The organism is Sinorhizobium sp., assembly GCF_059070375.1.
Map to the genome: position 1 here is coordinate 108,144 of NZ_JCACWC010000003.1, position 16,681 is coordinate 124,824.

Annotated in this window: 14 protein-coding genes and 1 pseudogene; 8 read left to right on the plus strand and 7 right to left on the minus strand. The window is 62.1% G+C overall.

Annotation, left to right across the window (positions count from 1 at the left end):
* Window positions 1–19: 19 nt before the first annotated feature.
* Window positions 20–1,183 (minus strand): cystathionine gamma-synthase, encoded by a 1,164-nt coding sequence (gene metB / locus AC5J09_RS12540; protein ID WP_275597060.1) that lies wholly within the window; start codon window positions 1,181–1,183, stop codon window positions 20–22.
* A 205-nt stretch (window positions 1,184–1,388) separates the two neighbouring features.
* On the opposite strand from metB, the gene AC5J09_RS12545 reads away from it, so the two are divergent.
* Window positions 1,389–2,240: a LysR family transcriptional regulator gene (locus AC5J09_RS12545; RefSeq protein ID WP_494297722.1), complete on the plus strand. Its 852-nt coding sequence runs from the start codon at window positions 1,389–1,391 to the stop codon at window positions 2,238–2,240.
* A 74-nt stretch (window positions 2,241–2,314) separates the two neighbouring features.
* A complete protein-coding gene (locus AC5J09_RS12550; protein WP_494297723.1) occupies window positions 2,315–2,671 on the plus strand; it encodes a cupin domain-containing protein in 357 nt (118 codons plus the stop codon).
* Window positions 2,672–2,717: 46 nt separating this feature from the next.
* Here the strand turns inward: AC5J09_RS12550 and AC5J09_RS12555 are convergent, their stop codons facing one another.
* Window positions 2,718–3,869, minus strand: coding sequence for an HPP family protein (locus tag AC5J09_RS12555; protein WP_494297724.1), 1,152 nt, complete (start codon window positions 3,867–3,869; stop codon window positions 2,718–2,720).
* Window positions 3,870–4,149: 280 nt separating this feature from the next.
* Here AC5J09_RS12555 and AC5J09_RS12560 point away from each other — a divergent pair, with 280 nt between their 5' ends.
* The gene (locus AC5J09_RS12560) at window positions 4,150–4,446 is read left to right on the plus strand and encodes a hypothetical protein (RefSeq protein WP_494298904.1); all 297 of its coding nucleotides are present in this window, start codon (window positions 4,150–4,152) and stop codon (window positions 4,444–4,446) included.
* A 296-nt stretch (window positions 4,447–4,742) separates the two neighbouring features.
* A complete protein-coding gene (locus AC5J09_RS12565; RefSeq protein WP_100669959.1) occupies window positions 4,743–6,377 on the plus strand; it encodes an arylsulfatase in 1,635 nt (544 codons plus the stop codon).
* Between the two features lie 111 nt (window positions 6,378–6,488).
* Here the strand turns inward: AC5J09_RS12565 and folD are convergent, their stop codons facing one another.
* From folD to AC5J09_RS12590, 5 genes are read right to left on the minus strand one after another with little or no spacing between them, the layout of a single operon-like run.
* Window positions 6,489–7,409: a bifunctional methylenetetrahydrofolate dehydrogenase/methenyltetrahydrofolate cyclohydrolase FolD gene (gene folD, locus AC5J09_RS12570; protein ID WP_494297725.1), complete on the minus strand. Its 921-nt coding sequence runs from the start codon at window positions 7,407–7,409 to the stop codon at window positions 6,489–6,491.
* A 22-nt stretch (window positions 7,410–7,431) separates the two neighbouring features.
* Window positions 7,432–7,965, minus strand: a complete 534-nt coding sequence (locus AC5J09_RS12575; RefSeq protein WP_018099603.1) for a sarcosine oxidase subunit gamma family protein — start codon at window positions 7,963–7,965, stop codon at window positions 7,432–7,434.
* Window positions 7,958–10,921 (minus strand): sarcosine oxidase subunit alpha, encoded by a 2,964-nt coding sequence (locus AC5J09_RS12580; protein ID WP_494297726.1) that lies wholly within the window; start codon window positions 10,919–10,921, stop codon window positions 7,958–7,960. The genes AC5J09_RS12575 and AC5J09_RS12580 overlap by 8 nt, the downstream gene beginning before the upstream one ends.
* Entirely contained in the window at window positions 10,918–11,196 is a 279-nt protein-coding gene (locus tag AC5J09_RS12585) for a sarcosine oxidase subunit delta family protein (protein WP_018099601.1), read from the minus strand. Before AC5J09_RS12585 ends, AC5J09_RS12580 begins: the two co-directional genes overlap by 4 nt.
* A gap of 25 nt (window positions 11,197–11,221) precedes the next feature.
* A complete protein-coding gene (locus tag AC5J09_RS12590) occupies window positions 11,222–12,472 on the minus strand; it encodes a sarcosine oxidase subunit beta (RefSeq protein WP_275597055.1) in 1,251 nt (416 codons plus the stop codon).
* Window positions 12,473–12,566: 94 nt separating this feature from the next.
* On the opposite strand from AC5J09_RS12590, the gene AC5J09_RS12595 reads away from it, so the two are divergent.
* The 4 genes and pseudogenes from AC5J09_RS12595 to AC5J09_RS12610 all read left to right on the plus strand — a co-directional run bounded on the left by AC5J09_RS12595 (window position 12,567) and on the right by AC5J09_RS12610 (window position 16,621).
* Entirely contained in the window at window positions 12,567–13,541 is a 975-nt protein-coding gene (locus AC5J09_RS12595) for a GlxA family transcriptional regulator (protein ID WP_324762618.1), read from the plus strand.
* Window positions 13,542–13,648: 107 nt separating this feature from the next.
* A complete protein-coding gene (locus AC5J09_RS12600) occupies window positions 13,649–14,554 on the plus strand; it encodes a class II glutamine amidotransferase (RefSeq protein WP_494297727.1) in 906 nt (301 codons plus the stop codon).
* 36 nt (window positions 14,555–14,590) lie between these two features.
* Window positions 14,591–15,277 (plus strand): GltB/FmdC/FwdC-like GXGXG domain-containing protein, encoded by a 687-nt coding sequence (locus AC5J09_RS12605; RefSeq protein WP_411926159.1) that lies wholly within the window; start codon window positions 14,591–14,593, stop codon window positions 15,275–15,277.
* Window positions 15,278–15,291: 14 nt separating this feature from the next.
* Window positions 15,292–16,621 (plus strand): annotated as a pseudogene (locus tag AC5J09_RS12610) (FMN-binding glutamate synthase family protein).
* The last annotated feature ends 60 nt before the right edge of the window (window positions 16,622–16,681 follow it).

Here is a 16,681-nt window from a genome sequence, read left to right on the forward strand (position 1 = left end):
CTCCTCAATCGATCTTCGCTCAACAGGCGCCCAATCCAAGTTCAAGTCCTTCCAGAAGATCGTCAATGTGTTCCAGCCCGATCGAAAGTCTGAGAAGCTCGTCGCGAATACCCGCGCTCTCTCTGGCTTCAGCCCCCATGTCGAGATGGGTCATGGTGGCCGGATGAGCTACGAGACTTTCGACCCCTCCAAGCGACTCGGCCAATGTGAAGCAGCCAACATGTGCCAGGAACCGCCGAACGGCGGGAACGCCCCCTTCAAGTTCGAAACTCATCATGGCGCCGAAGCCGCGCTGCTGCCGTCTTGCGACTTCGTGGTCTGCGTGATCCGGAAGCCCCGCGTAGTGGACGTGCCGCACCGCAGGATGGGCGTCGAGATATTCGGCGATCGTCATGGCGCTGCGTTCTTGGCTGGACATTCGCGCAAACAACGTTCTCAGCCCGCGCAAAGTCAACCAGGCATCGAAAGGTGCAGCGACTGCCCCGGTGACGTTGGCCCAGCGCTTGAGATCACGTGCCTCCTGTGGCTCGGCAGCGATCACCGCACCGGCGATGACGTCCGAATGCCCGTTCAGGAATTTGGTCGCCGAGTGAATGGCGTAATCGGCTCCGAGAGAAAGGGGCCGCTGGAGAGCGGGGGAGAGAAACGTGTTGTCGACGGCCACGGCGGAGCCTGCCGCCTTGGCGAGACTGGACAATCGGGCAATGTCGGTGACGCGCATCAGGGGATTGCTGGGGCTCTCGATGAGGACGAGAGCCGGAGCATCCGCTAGTGCGGCCTCGAATCCGCCGAGATCCCTCTGGTTGGTAAGCCGGAATGTGAGGTGCCCCAGATCGGCACGCGCCTTCAGCAGTCGCAATGTACCGCCATAGCAATCATGTGGTGCCAGCACGAGATCGTTTCGCCTCAAGCGCCCTAACAGGAGGTCGAGCGCGGCCATGCCGCTCGGCGTGACGACCGCGCCGGCGCCTCCCTCGAGCTTCGCAAGTGCTTGCGCCAGCAAGTCACGGGTCGGATTTCCAGAGCGGCCGTAGTCATAGGCGCGCGGCGTGTCGAAACCGGCGAACTCGTAGGTGCTGGACAAGTATAGTGGCGGCACCACGGAGCCGAATGCCGGGTCGGTCGCGACCCCGTGGGCTGCAGCCGTGGTTTCGGCTCTGTCAGAGGATTTTCGCTCGAACATCGGCAGTAGGGCCCTTCATCAGATGGCAGCAAAGCAGCGTGGCTGGTCGGGATCAGCCGAGGCACGCGGACCAGGATGGCAAGCGGGAATTCCGCTGACAAACGAATTGAATTGCTGGTTAACCGCAAATATTCTGCACTTATTTGATGAGTGCGTGCCGCCGGCAGTCAGGCTGACGTGGCGACGCTATTTGCGCGGGGCGAAGATGGACATCAGCATTGCGCGTACGTTCCTCGAGGTGGTCAAGACAGGAAGTTTCGTGAATGCCGCTGCCAATCTGAACATCTCCCAGACCGCAGTCAGTGCGCGAATTCGCGTGCTCGAGGAACAACTCGACAGGCCCATGTTCATTCGGAACAAGGCCGGTGCCAGGCTGACCCCCGCCGGAGAGCAGTTTTTCCGTTTTGCGACGAGCCTGGTGCAAGTATGGGAGGCGGCGCGAACCACGGTCGCTTTGCCCCCGGGGCGTGAGGCCATGGTGACGATCGGTGCGGAGCTCAGTCTGTGGGATCCACTGTTGAAGCATTGGCTTTTGTGGATGCGCCGCGAATGCCCCAGCGTGGCCATTCGAACGTCGATCGACAGATCGGAGCGGCTGATGGAGCTCGTGCAGGACGGTTCACTTGACGCGGCGGTCCTTTATGGAGCGCCAAATCGTCCAGGCACGCTTACGGAGCTGCTTTTCGAGGAAAAACTCGTTTTCGTCCGCACGACGGCCATGCCGCAGCCGCCCGGACCGGAAGACCTCGTTGGCATCGATTGGGGAGAGGATTTTGCCGGCAGCTATAGGGCGGCTTTTCCGGGCGGTCCGAGTCCGGTGGTGGCGATCAGTTATGGGCCGCTTGCTCTCGACTACATTCTGGCAGTCGGCGGATCCGGATATTTTCGGCAGGGCTTCGTTCGGCCCTATCTTGCGGACGGCAGTCTCGAGCTCGTTCCCAACAGTCCGGAATTTGCCTACCCCGCTTATCTCGTTTCCTCAGCTAAGGCAGATCGGTCTATGCTGGATCGCATTCGGGCGGGATTGAGGGCCGCCGCGTCCTGTGCCGGCGTCTGAAGCGGGTCGGAGAACTCGCGTCGGATCAAATCACCTTCCCCGATCGTTGCGGCGAACAGCCGAAAGGATATCCGATGAAACCAATCAATATTTCCGAGAAGCTGGCTCTGTTTTCGAGCCATTGGGATCCGCACGTCGTGTCCGATTACAACGACAACGATGTCATGGTCGTCAAGTTTAAAGGGGAATACCCATTTCACAAGCATGAGACCACGGACGATTTCTTCTACGTCCTGGAGGGCGAAATGATTATGGACATCGAAGCGAAACCCTCTCAGGTGGTCAGAGCTGGCGAGCTGTTTGTGGTTCCGAAAGGCGTTGTGCATCGTCCCCGGGCAGAGATGGAGGTCAAGGTTCTTCTAATCGAGCCAAAGGGAGAACCCAATTCGGGTGACTCGGACCGAGCACCGGCGCCAAAAACACGCATCTAGCGCCCGGACGACCTGGTCCTGCATATAATATCCACGGCTCGACGCCTCAGATACCCTGCCCGTTGCCCTGCATTATTTCGGACAGACCATTATGCGAGAGACTTTTGGCCAAAGTTGCGAGCAGATCGGTCTGGGATATGATGCCCACAACCTTGCCGCCGTCGTCGAGAATGACGACGGCGTGTGTCGCCCCGTCCGTCAGGCGGGGGAGCAGGCCGATCGCAGGGTCGGATGGCCTGGCGGTAGCTGCCGCGCTTATCGGCAGTTTGCTGCCGGGCTCTTTGCCGGCGAGCTCCCGCAGGCCCACCGTACCCTGAAGCTTCTCGTTCTCGTCAAGCACTGGAAGTGTACGAATGTCGTGCTTCAACAACAGGTATCGTGCATGCTCGGGGGTCGTGTCGCCGGGCACGGTTACGACGTCGCGGGACATGATGTCGGCACAAGTCAACTCTCCCCTCTGTCGGACGAGGGCCTGCAGTTCGACTTCCCTCAAGAGGGCATCGATGTCCTCCCGGCTGATATCGAGTGTTTCATTCAACCGCGCGATTGCCGAGTCTATGTCCTCGGAATTGAAGCCGACACGAAGCGCAGGTGGAGGATCCGCCGTCGCATGTGTATTCACCGGCGCAATTCCGGGCCGATGAGGATATTGGCGGCGCGCCAGCCTATGAAACACAATGCCCAATCCGACGAGGATCAGGGAGTTGATCGCAACGGGTATGAACGGGAACCAAAAACCTGAGCGTGCGACCGCGGCTCCACCGATGACAGCCGTCAGCGCGGCGGCGCCTCCTGGCGGATGAAGCGATCGCGTGAGCGACATCGCAAGAATCGCCAGAGCGACTGCCAGGCCGATGGCAAGCATCTGGTCCGCCACGATATAGGTCACGGAGACGCCGATCAGGGCGGAAACCGTGTTTCCGCCGATGATCGACCAAGGCTGCGCAAGCGGACTGGCCGGCACGGCAAAGAGCAAGACGGCAGAGGCGCCGATGGGCGCAACGATCAGCGGCAACTGGGGGTCGTCCCCAAAAACGAACCCGCAAACCAGGCCGGTGACACAAATCCCGATCAACGCTCCGATACAGCCGATCAAGCGCTCTTTCAGCGTTGCACCCGCCAGAATCGGCGAGAACAGCTTGAATCTCGGCAAACGGCCGGACTTTCGAACTTCGTGTGGCGGAGGGGGGACAATCATTCGGGAGCGTCGGATGCAGTTGCTTATTTTTCGAAGCTTATGTGCCTATAAAAAGGGCGAAGCAATAGCACGGACGGATTTCTGTGTGGTTCCAGCGACATTTCGGAAATGGGCCAGTGTGACCGGGCGCGATGACGCGGATCGAGGAGAAGTGCCTCGGCGTAGCGATCACTATCGCATCGCGCGTTTTCGTTCGCTGCTGCGGCCCATTCCAGGGGAGGCTGGAAGTTGGCACGTAAATTGCTGCCCTAACACGACCACAGTCGGGTACGGGTGCAACTTGGATTTCTTCGGCTTCTCCTCTTCTGTGCTGATTTGGCTCGCTCTAGGCTTGAGCGGCCCTGCGTTTCTTTCCGCTTTTCGCACTGGATCCCTTAACTGGGAATCCGCGGCCGAGACGACTGTCGGAGCCGCGGTTTTCGTCGGAGCATTGGGTCTGTATCTCTCTGCCGGAAGCGTTCTTGCCGCAGCGGTCGCCTCTCTCGCAGCCCTCGCGATCGCCCCCATGTTTCGCGTGAGGAGTCGACGGTTGCCGATGCTGGCCGTTTCGATTCTCTGCCTGGGCATGTATCTCTAGAGAATTTCCTTTCTCACTTCGCGTGCGCCGGTGGAAACCGTTTTCCTCACGCCGCCGGCAAAGCACGCAACGCCCGGAGGTCTACTCGGGCGGGCTCTCGCCGTCGCATTGCCCCTTGGTCCAACTTCTCATGCCCGTACGTCCGACCGATAATCTGGCCGGCTTACGTGGCCGGCACTCGAGCTTGGGAACGGTTTCCAGCTCCAGGGAGCTGTCACGGCAAGACCACGCCTTGATGTGCAGGGATGCAAGCCGCGCATCGGAAAAACACCTATTTATCTATTCAGGAGCAAAGCATGAGCCCTCCAGATGCCGAAAAGCGCGAGAAAGTGCAGGATTCCTTGTCTTTAGATCGTCGAAGCCTCCTGCTCGGCGGCACGATGCTTGCTGCAGCTGCCGCAAGCGGTGTCACGGGCGTTGGCACTGCAAAGGCTCAGCAACAGCCGGCAGCTTCCGGCGGGAAACAGCCCAACATTCTCGTCATCTGGGGAGATGACATCGGTACCTGGAATATCAGCCACAACAATCGTGGCATGATGGGTTACAGGACCCCGAACATCGACCGGATTGCCCAGGAAGGCTTGTCGTTCACGGATTACTACGGTCAGCAAAGCTGCACAGCGGGTCGGGCCGCCTTTATCGGCGGCAACGTCCCCGTTCGCACCGGCATGACGAAGGTGGGTCTACCGGGTGCGAAGGAAGGTTGGCAAGAGAGCGACGTGACGATGGCCACCGTCCTGAAAAGCCAAGGATATGCGACGGGTCAATTTGGCAAGAACCACCAGGGCGACCGCGACGAACACCTCCCGACCAACCACGGTTTCGATGAGTTCTTCGGCAATCTGTACCACCTGAACGCCGAGGAAGAGCCTGAGAACCGCGACTATCCGAAAAGCACGGACTTTCGAAAGAATTTTGGCCCGCGCGGCGTCATCAAGGCCAGCGCGGACGGAAAGATCGAGGACACCGGGCCGCTGACGAGAAAGCGGATGGAAACGGTCGATGCGGAAACCCTCGCTGCGGCTCGGGATTTCATCTCACGTCAGCATGAGGCGCAGAAGCCGTTCTTCGTCTGGTGGAACGCCACGCGGATGCATTTTCGTACGCATGTGAAAGAGTCCAATACCGGGATATCGGGACCGAGCGGCGACGAGTACCATGACGGGATGGTCGAGCATGACATGCAGGTCGGCGAACTGCTGCAGCTTCTGGACGATCTCGGCATCGCCGAAAACACCGTCGTCATGTACTCCACCGACAATGGGCCTCACTACAATACATGGCCGGATGCCGCCACGACGCCCTTCAGAAGCGAGAAGAACTCGAACTGGGAAGGAGCCTATCGCGTTCCGACCTTTGTGCGCTGGCCCGGTCGCTTCCCGGCCGGAAAGACGTTGAACGGTATCGTCTCGCACGAGGATTGGCTGCCGACCTTCGCCGCCATCGCGGGGGCACCGGACATCAAGGAAAAACTTCTTGACGGGGTCGATCTGAACGGCCGTCATTACCGCAACTACATCGACGGCCACAACCAGCTCGATTATCTGGAAGGCAAGGTCAACGAGTCACCGCGTCGTGAGTTCTGGTACGTGAACGACGATGGTCAGGTCGTGGCGGCGCGTTACGACGATTGGAAAGTTGTCTTCCTGGAAAATCGGGGCGAAGCCTTCGGTGTCTGGCGCGAACCCTTCACCGAGCTGCGCGTGCCGCTGCTCTTTCACCTGCGCCGTGATCCCTTCGAGAAAGCGCAGCACAATTCGAACACCTACAATGATTGGTTCCTGGAGCGCGTCTTCGTCATCGTGCCGATCCAAGGCATGGCAGCGAAGTTCCTGCAGACGATGAAGGATTATCCTCCCAGCCAATCGCCTGGTTCGTTCAATCTGAGCAAGATCGAAGCTGCTTTGCGCTCGGCCGGCGGAGGCAAATAGCTAATGAGCCAGCGACGGTCCGATCCCATTGGCGGACCGTCGCTGGACTATTCATCGAAGGATTTACACCACTCGGTGGGACCGTATTGATCGACGGTACTGGGCGCGGGCTCAGCCGGATATCAGCTTCGAGAGCTGTTCGGACACCTTCAGGCCGGACGCTCTGTGAGCTGCAATCACACTGTTGGCCATCAACATGGCGATAGTCATCGGCCCGACGCCGCCGGGGACCGGCGTAATAGCCGATGCAAAAGGTGCGCACTCCGCGAAGGCGACGTCGCCGACCAGCCTCGTCCTGTTCTCCCCCTTCTCAGGTGCGGGAACACGATTGATCCCGACATCGATGACGGTGGCGCCCGGCTTCAACCAGTCCGCTTTGACCATTTCGGGCCGGCCGACCGCAGCGATCACGATATCGGCGTTGCGGCAAATCGAAGCCAGATCGGTGGTGCGGGAATGGGCGATCGTCACGGTCGCATTGGCATTCAGCAGCAGCTGTGCCATCGGCTTGCCGAAGAGATTCGAACGACCGATGACCAGCGCATTCAGGCCGGAAAGATCGCGACCGTGTACGCGGCGCACAAAGACCATCGCGCCTGCCGGGGTGCAGGAGATCAGGCCGTTCTCCAGATCGCCGGTTGCGAGCTTTCCGGCATTGGCGACATGCAGGCCGTCGACGTCCTTTTCGGGCCGGATCGACTGAATGATGGCATCTGCGTCCAGATGTTCCGGCAATGGCAGTTGCACGAGAATTCCATGGATGCCGTCATCGCCGTTCAGTTGATGCACCAGGCCCGCAAGCTCCTGCTGCGTCGTTTCCTTCGGCAGCGTATGCTGTACCGAAAAGAAGCCGCACGCCTTGGCCATGCGGCTTTTTGCGCCGACATAGGCATGACTTGCGGGATCGTCGCCGACGATAATGACGGCAAGTCCTGTTTTCTTGCCCGTCTGCTGCTGCAGCTCGGCATTTGCGTCTTTTATCGCCCCGTTGATGGAAGCCGCTACGGCCTTGCCGTCGATGATCGTCGTCATGTTCGCTATCCGACAGTGGGGTTCAGCCAAATTCCAGGCCCATTCGGGCAAGGTCGTCCCAAAGACTTTCTGCAAAGCCCCGCAGCACGATGATCTCGAAGGTTTCCGCTCCGACGCGGGTGACATGGGCCGCGATATGGCCGATCAGCGTCACCGCGGACTGCCCGATCGGGAACGCGGACGGGTCGAGGTCGAGCGCTGTGCCTTTCGAAAGCGCGCGATGCGCCATCTTTCCCTCGATCCGGATGCGGACGCGGCCGTGGCTCTGATCGACACCGGTGGCGCGCGGTTCGAGGGCGGCAAAGAGGCTCTTCATTTCCTGATGCGGGATAGGTGCGTCGCTGATGATGAACCACTGGTCGGGCGAAACCGGGCGCAAAGCGTGCGGAGCCGCGTCGGTGAACCTGCCGAGAAAGGGCACGATGTCCTCCTGACCCGGCCGGGCGAGAACATGGATGATCGTGCCTTCCGGAAGTGGCGAGAGCCTGAAATCGGCGAAAGCGACCGTCTGCTTGCTGCCGAGCGCCGGACGAAGGGTTGGACGGAATTCAGACATGGAGCCTCTCGTTCTGAGGGTCGAAGAAAACCGGATTGCAGAGACGTGCAGGCGTGGATTCTCCGTGAAGGCCGCTCCAGACCAGCACCTCTTCGCCGTGACGGTTGCGGCCGTTCTTGACGAGCGCCAGCGCGATGGTGGATCCGACATGCGGAGAATAGGCGCTCGAGGTGACATAGCCCTCGTCGTTTTCGAGGGTGGCTGCCGCCCCCTTGGCGAGAATGTGCGAGCCGCTGCGGAACGACTGCTGCGGATCGAGCGGTACGAGGCCCACCAGCTGCGGCCGGTCGGGCGCAGTCAGCCCCTCCCGCTGAAGCATCGCCTTGCCGACGAAATCCGGTTTGCTGGCCGAAACCATTTTCCCGAAGCCCAGATCGGCCGGCACGACGGTCCCGTTGATCTCGTTGTGCGTCACATGGCCCTTTTCGATGCGCAGAACGCTGAGCGTCTCGACGCCGTAAGGCATGATGCCGTGATCCTTCCCCGCCTCCAGGAGTGCATCGGCGACGCTTTCCCCGTAGCTGGCCGGAACCGCAAGTTCGTAGGCGAGCTCGCCGGAGAAGGAAATGCGAAAGAGGCAGCCGTGAAGGGCGCCGCCAAACAGCGAAACCTCCTTCGCTGCAAGATACGGGAACGCCGCGTCGGATATATCCTCGTCGACGATCTTCTGCAGGATCATGCGTGCTTTCGGACCGGCAATCGCCATTTGCGCCCACTGGTCGGTGATGGAGGCAAGACGCACGTCCAGTTCCGGCCAGAGCACCTGCGCACAGAATTCGAGGTGGTTCATGACGCCGGCCGCATAGGCGGTGGTGGTCGTCATGAAAAAGCGGTTCTCCTCGAGTCGGCTCGTCGTGCCGTCGTCGTAGATGAAGCCGTCCTCGCGCAGCATGAGCCCGTAACGCGCCTTTCCGACGGGCAGTTTGAGGAAGGCGTTGCAGTATACGCGATTGAGAAATTCGGCGGCGTCGCTTCCTGTTATCTCGATCTTGCCGAGCATCGAGACGTCACAGAGTCCGGCATTCTTCCGTACGTTCAGGACCTCTCGCTCGACGCTCTCCCGCCAGGTCCGCTCACCGTTCAGCGGGAACCAGGAGGATCGATACCAGAGACCCGTCTCGACGAAGACGGCACCGTGTTTCTTTGCCCAGTCATGAAGCGGCGACTTGCGGACCGGCTGGAAATGATGGCCCGCATGCGCGCCGGTCAGCGCACCGAAGGATACCGGCGTGTAGAAAGGGCGGAAGGTCGTCGTCCCGACCTCGGCGGGCGAGACGCCGCGTGCCTTGGCGATCAACCCGATCGCATTGACGTTCGAGAGCTTGCCCTGGTCCGTGGCCATGCCGGTGGTGGTGTAGCGCTTGGCAAGCTCGACATGGCTGTAGCCTTCGCGGACGGCCAGACCGATATCCCTGAGATGCACGTCGTTCTGGAAGTCGACGAAGGCCTTGTCCTTGACCCCGGGGATCGACCACAGCGGGGCAGGGGAATGTCTGCCTTCGTCGCCCTCGACCTTGGGAAGGGCGACCGGCGGGCAGGACAGACCGAACTCCTTGACGATGGCTTCAGCTCGTGCGGCGCCTTCCCCGAGGCAGGCAGCGAGGCCCGTCGTCGCTGCGGCACCGCCTGCAGCCTCGAGCCCCTTCAAGCTCCCGGGCGCGAGAAACGCCGCCTTTTCCGCAGACCAGACGGGCTTGCCGCCTCGGTGGCAGGCAAGGTGGATGACCGGGTCGAAGCCGCCCGCCATGGCGAGCGCATCGACCGCGATCGTTTCCGTTCGACCGCCGTGATGAACTTCGATCGCCGAGATCGCCTTGCCGCCCTTGGTGCCGCACACGACCGCTTCCCGGACGAGGCGCGCTTTGCCGCGATAGCCGACGCCGGCCGCAGGGCGGCTGTCGACGATGGCGACAACGTCGACGCCTGCGGCTTCGAGGTCCTGCGCGAGCGCATAGCCGCTGTCGTTGGTGGTGAAGATGGCGGTCGCCCGGCCCGGGGCGACACCGTAGCGGTTGAGATAGGCGCGCATCGCGCCAGCCATCATCACGCCCGGCCGATCGTTGCCGCCGAAGACGAGCGGGCGCTCTTCGGCACCTGTCGCAAGCAGGGCCTTTCCGGCAACGATCCGCCACAGCCTCTCGACGGGCAGATGGCTGGCGGGCTCCCGCACATGCTTCTGCACGCGCTCGAGCGCGCCGAAGACGTTGCCGTCATACCAGCCGAAGGCGGTCGTCCGCATCAGGACCCGGACATTCGGCATCGACCGCAATTCATCGCTTGCGTCGCGGGCGAAATCAGCCGCCGCCTTGCCGCCGATCGTCGCCGTATCGGACAGGAGCGAGCCGCCGGGCAGCGAGCCCTCGTCGACGAGAATGATCCGTGCGCCGGCGCGGCCGGCGGTGAGTGCAGCGGCTAGCCCCGTCGGGCCGGCGCCGATGACCAGCAGGTCGCAATGCGCCCAGCTCTTCTCATAGGCGTCTGGATCCGCTTCGTAGCTTGCCTTGCCGAGGCCGGCAGCCTTGCGGATGACCGGTTCGTAGAGCTTCTCCCAGAGCGGCGCCGGCCACATGAAAGTCTTGTAGTAGAAGCCCGCGCCGAGGAAGGGTGACAGTAGACCGTTCAGCGCACCGATATCGAAGTCGAGCGAGGGCCAGCGGTTCTGGCTCCGCGCCTCGAGGCCCTCGTAGAGCTCCTGCATGGTGGCGCGCGTGTTCGGCTCGGCGCGGCCGCCGCGGCCAACCGTGACCAGCGCGTTCGGTTCGGCGGCCCCCGCCGTCAGGATCCCGCGGGGCCGGTGGTATTTGAAGCTGCGTCCGACGAGCATCCGCCCGTTCGCAAGCAATGCCGAAGCGAGCGTGTCGCCTTCGAGGCCCTGCATGGGGCGACCGTCGAAGGTAAAGGAGAGCGGGACGTTGCGGTCGACGAGACCGCGTTTCGGCAAACGGTAGGAGCTCATTTGCGCGCCTCCGATCGAGAGCGGTCGGCCGCATCGTCGCACGCCGCAATCTCATGCGTCACGGTGTCCCGGGCAACGACGAGCCAGCGGCGGCACCCGGACGTGTGGTGCCAGTATTCCTCGTAGGCGCCGCGCGGGTTGTCGCGCAGGTAGACGTAGTCGAACCAATCGGCCGAATCCGCGTCAGCCGCCGGTCGCGACAGGGCCGCGCCCTTGATGGTGAATTCTTCCTTGGGTCTTCGCCCGCAATTCGGGCAGGGCACGAGGCTTGCCATTTCGGATGTTCCTTGGTGCGCGAAATCAGTGAAGGTTGGGCTGAGCGCCCTGTCCCTTTTCGTCGATGAGGAAGCCGCGCTCGAAACGGTCGAGACGAAAAGCTGCGGCGGTCTTCTGTGGCGCGCCCCGGGCGAGAAGGTGGGCGAAGCAGAATCCCGAGGCGGGAGTGGCCTTGAACCCTCCATAGCACCAGCCGGCATTCAGATAGAGATTGTCTATCGGGGTGCGGTCGATGATCGGCGAGCCGTCCATGCTCATATCCATGATGCCGCCCCAGGAACGCAGCACGCGCACACGGGACAATGCCGGGATCATCGCCTTGCCGGCTTCCGCCACGTGTTCCACGGTCGCGAGGTTGCCGCGCTGGGCATAGGAATTGTAGCCGTCGATATCGCCACCGAAGACTAGGCCGCCCTTGTCCGATTGCGAGACGTAGAAATGCCCGGCTCCGAACGTGACCACGCCGTCGATAAACGGCTTCAAGCCTTCCGATACGAAGGCCTGGAGCACGTGGCTCTCCAACGGCAGGCGCAATCCGGCCATTTCGGCGACCTGCGAGGAATTGCCGGCCGCCGCCAGCGCCAGCTTTCCACAGCCGACGAAGCCGCGGTTGGTCTCGACGCCGATGACGCGCCCGTTTTCCCGCCTGATCCCGGTCACTTCGCAATTCTGGATGATGTCGACGCCGCGGCTGTCTGCGCCGCGAGCATAGCCCCAGGCGACGGCATCGTGACGCACGGTGCCGCCGCGGCGCTGCAGGAGCCCGCCCTGAATGGGGAAGCGGGCATTGTCGAAATCGAGGAAGGGCAGCATCTTGCGCACGGCCGCCCGGTCGAGAAGGTCCGCGTCCACCCCGTGCAGCCGCATCGCATTGCCGCGCCGCGTATAGGCGTCGCGCTGAGCGTCGGAATGGAAGAGGTTGAGAACGCCCCGCTGCGAGACCATGGCATTGAAGTTGAAATCCTGCTCCAGCCCCTCCCAGAGCTTCATGGAGAGCTCGTAGAACGGATTGTTGCCGGGGAGCAGGTAGTTCGAGCGGATGATGGTCGTGTTGCGGCCGACATTGCCCGAACCGATATAGTTCTTTTCCAGCACCGCGACATTGGCGATGCCGAATTCCTTTGCGAGATAGTAGGCCGTCGCCAGGCCATGGCCACCGCCGCCGACGATGATCACGTCGTAATGGGGCTTCGGGTCGGGCTGGCGCCATGCCGGCGTCCAGTTCCGGTTGCCGCGCAGACCGTTCAGGAGGATGGAAAGTGCTGAGTAGCGCATGGATGCCGCCCCAAAAGTAATCCAAGGGGGCAGGTTAACATCCCGATCCTCCGGAGACTTGCAATTTTGGGACTTTCCGATGTAGGAATCGGTCATGACAGCATCTTCCGACAGCAAGAACGTGCAGAGGATCGGATTTTTGCTGGTGCGCAATTTTGCCCTGATGAGCTACGCATCGGCGACGGAGCCCCTGCGTGCGGCCAATCTTCTTGCCGGCCGGCCGCTCTACCAGATCGTCCCGCTTGCGCAGGGAGGAGGGACCGTCTCTTCATCTTCCGGGCTGTCGGTCGGCTGTGCGGATCTGGAGAGTGAAGCGGAAGCCTGCCATACCGTCTTCGTTTGCGCGGGCGGAGAGCCAACCGACTGGGCGGATACGTCTGCATCCCACACGACGCTCCGGCGGCTCTCGCGCCTCGGTATTCGCGTCGGCGGCATATCGAGCGGAGCCTTCGTGCTTGCCGCTGCGGGACTGCTCGACAGCCGCGACTTCACCATTCACTGGGAGCACGCGCCTGCGCTGAAGGAAGCATTTCCCCATCTCAACCCGAGACATGCGCGCTTCGTGCTGGACGGTGGAATTGCCACCTGCGGCGGCGGGGTGGCGCCGCTCGACATGATGCATGCGATGATCGCCGAACGCCTGGGAACCGACTTCGCCCGCCGGGTCAGCGACTGGTATCTGCACGCGGCCGTCGCCGAGCCGGCGGCGCCGCAGCGCGGTTCGGCCGCAGAGCGGTTCGGTACCAATCATCCCGCCCTGCTTGCGGTTCTCGAGAAGATGGAAACGGCGATCGAACGGCCGCTCGACCGGACTGTCATGGCGCGTCTGGCCGGGGTGAGCCCGCGGCATCTCGACCGGCTTTTCAGGGAGCATCGCGGTGCCGGCTTTCTCGACACCTACCGGGAGATCCGGCTGCGGCATGCCCGCCGGCTCCTGCAGCAGAGCCCGCTCTCTATCCCGGAGATCGCCTACGCCACGGGCTTTTCGAGCCCCGCACATTTTTCGAATGCGTTCAAACGCCTGTTTTCGGAGACTCCGGGAAGCCTGCGCCGCCGCAACGGTTCATGAGCTGACGCTTCTGATCTTGCCTAGTAAGAAAAAAATATTCTCCACAGTTGATGGTCCCGCGACTGCGTGCTAGCATCGTTCCATGCACGAATGGAGGGACTACGCGAATGTGCGGCATTGTTGGTTTGTTTCTGAAAGACAGCAGGCTCGAGCCGCAGCTTGGCGAGCTTCTTTCGGACATGTTGATCACCATGACGGACCGTGGTCCGGACTCGGCCGGGCTGGCCATTTACGGCTCGGCTACCGAGGGGAAGGCGAAGGTGACGATCCAGTCTGCGAAGCCCGAGATTGACTTCGCAGACCTTGAACGGGACCTCGCCGAAGCAGGCGTGCCGGCACGCGTTGCCGTCAAGAGCACCCATGCGGTCGTTGGGATCGCAGCCGCCAGGCTCGGGGATGTCCGTGCCGTTCTCGCCGCCATCCGCCCGGATGTACGCATCATGGGTGCCGGCGACAGTGTCGAGATCTACAAGGAAGTCGGCCTGCCGAAGGATGTCGTCGCACGGTTCGATGTGCGCTCGATGGGCGGTTCGCATGGCATCGGCCACACCCGAATGGCTACGGAATCGGCCGTGACCACACTTGGCGCACACCCGTTTTCCACCGGGTCGGATCAGTGCCTCGTGCATAACGGATCGTTGTCGAACCATAACAATCTGCGCCGGGAACTGATCCGTGAAGGAATTGCCTTCGAGACGCAGAACGACACGGAGGTCGCTGCCGCGTACCTCACGGCGGAAATGGCCAAGGGCAAGGATCTCGGACAGGCCCTGACCGGCGCGCTCGAGGACCTCGACGGTTTCTTTACCTTCGTCGTCGGTACCAAGTCGGGCTTCGGCGTCGTGCGTGACCCGATCGCGTGCAAGCCGGCGGTCATGGCTGAAACGGATCGCTATGTCGCATTCGGTTCCGAATACCGGGCGCTGGTCAATTTGCCGGATATCGAGAGCGCGCGCATCTGGGAGCCGGAGCCCGCGACCGTTTACTTCTGGGACCATCAGAAGGCCGCCTGACGGGTATTTCGGCCCCTTTCCAAGGATTTTTCAAGTATGCCTGTTATTGATCTCGCCACCACGCCGCTGCGTGAACTCAATAGGTCCCTCCATAATATTCAGCAGGGCTCGAACGATCTGTCCTTCGAAGTCGCCAATCCGCGCGGAAGCCATGCGGTCGCCGTCGGGATCGACGGTCCCGTCGTGGTCGATGTGAACGGCTCCGTCGGCTACTATTGCGCCGGCATGAACGACGGCGGAACGGTCAGGGTCCATGGCTCGGCAGGCCCGGGTGTCGCGGAAAACATGATGTCCGGCACAGTCGTCATCGAGGGCGATGCCAGCCAGTATGCGGGCGCGACCGGCCGCGGCGGCCTGCTTGTGATTAAGGGCAACGCGGCGTCGCGCTGCGGCATCTCGATGAAAGGCATCGATATCGTCGTCCATGGAAATATCGGCCATATGTCGGCTTTCATGGGCCAGTCGGGCCACCTCGTCGTGCTCGGCGACGCGGGCGATGCCTTGGGTGACAGCCTCTACGAGGCCAAGCTCTTCGTACGCGGCACGGTCAAGAGTCTCGGCGCCGATTGCATCGAGAAGGAGATGCGTCCGGAGCATCTGCAAAAGCTGGCCGAGCTCCTGGAAAAGGCTGATGTCAAGGATGTCCGTCCGGAAGAATTCAAGCGCTACGGCTCGGCCCGCAAGCTCTACAATTTCAACATCGACAACGCAGACGCGTATTAAAGGCAGGGACCAGTATGAGCTATCACAACCCGCTATACCCCGCCGCGCAAGTCCGCGACTTTCGACGACTATACGCTTGCGGAAATCCGCCGTGCGGCTGCGACGGGCATTTATGACATCAGAGGCGCCGGCACCAAGCGCAAGGTTCCGCATTTCGACGATCTTCTCTTTCTCGGCGCATCGATCTCGCGCTATCCGCTCGAAGGCTATCGCGAGAAATGCGACACCTCGGTCGTCCTGGGAACGCGCTTCGCGAAGAAGCCGATCCATCTGAAGATTCCGATCACCATCGCCGGCATGAGCTTCGGAGCGCTTTCCGGCCCCGCCAAGGAAGCACTCGGACGCGGTGCGACGGCTTCGGGAACGTCGACCACCACCGGCGACGGGGGTATGACGGATGAGGAGCGCGGTCATTCTCAGACGCTCGTCTATCAGTACCTGCCGTCGCGTTACGGCATGAACCCGAGGGATCTGCGCCGCGCGGATGCGATCGAGGTGGTGGTCGGGCAAGGGGCCAAGCCCGGTGGCGGCGGCATGCTGCTCGGCCAGAAGATCTCCGACAGGGTCGCCAACATGCGCAACCTGCCGAAGGGCATCGACCAGCGCTCAGCCTGCCGTCATCCCGATTGGACCGGGCCGGACGACCTCGAGATCAAAATTCTCGAACTGCGCGAGATCACCGACTGGGAGAAGCCGATCTACGTCAAGGTCGGCGGTGCGCGGCCCTATTACGACACGGCGCTCGCGGTCAAAGCCGGTGCGGATGTCGTCGTGCTCGACGGCATGCAGGGCGGGACCGCGGCGACGCAGGACGTCTTCATCGAGAATGTCGGCATGCCGACGCTTGCCTGCATTCGGCCGGCCGTCCAGGCGCTCCAGGATCTCGGCATGCACCGCAAGGTACAGCTCGTCGTGTCCGGGGGTATCCGCTCCGGCGCGGACGTCGCCAAGGCGCTGGCACTTGGAGCCGACGCGGTGGCCATCGGCACCGCGGCGTTGGTCGCCATCGGCGACAACGACCCGCACTGGGAAGAAGAATACCAGAAGCTCGGCACGACGGCCGGCGCCTATGACGACTGGCACGAGGGCAAGGACCCCGCCGGCATCACGACGCAGGACCCCGAACTGATGAAGCGCCTCGACCCGGTCGCCGCCGGCCGGCGGCTGGCCAACTATCTGAAGGTGATGACGCTCGAAGCACAGACCATCGCCCGTGCCTGCGGCAAGAACCACCTCCACAATCTCGAGCCGGAGGATCTGTGCGCGCTGACGATGGAAGCCGCAGCCATGGCGCAGGTGCCGCTTGCGGGAACGAGCTGGTATCCTGGCAAAGGTACCTTTTGAATGAAAGGATGACGGGCCGCACTTGAGAGGGTGCGGCCTTTTCGTTTGAAATTGAGTGTC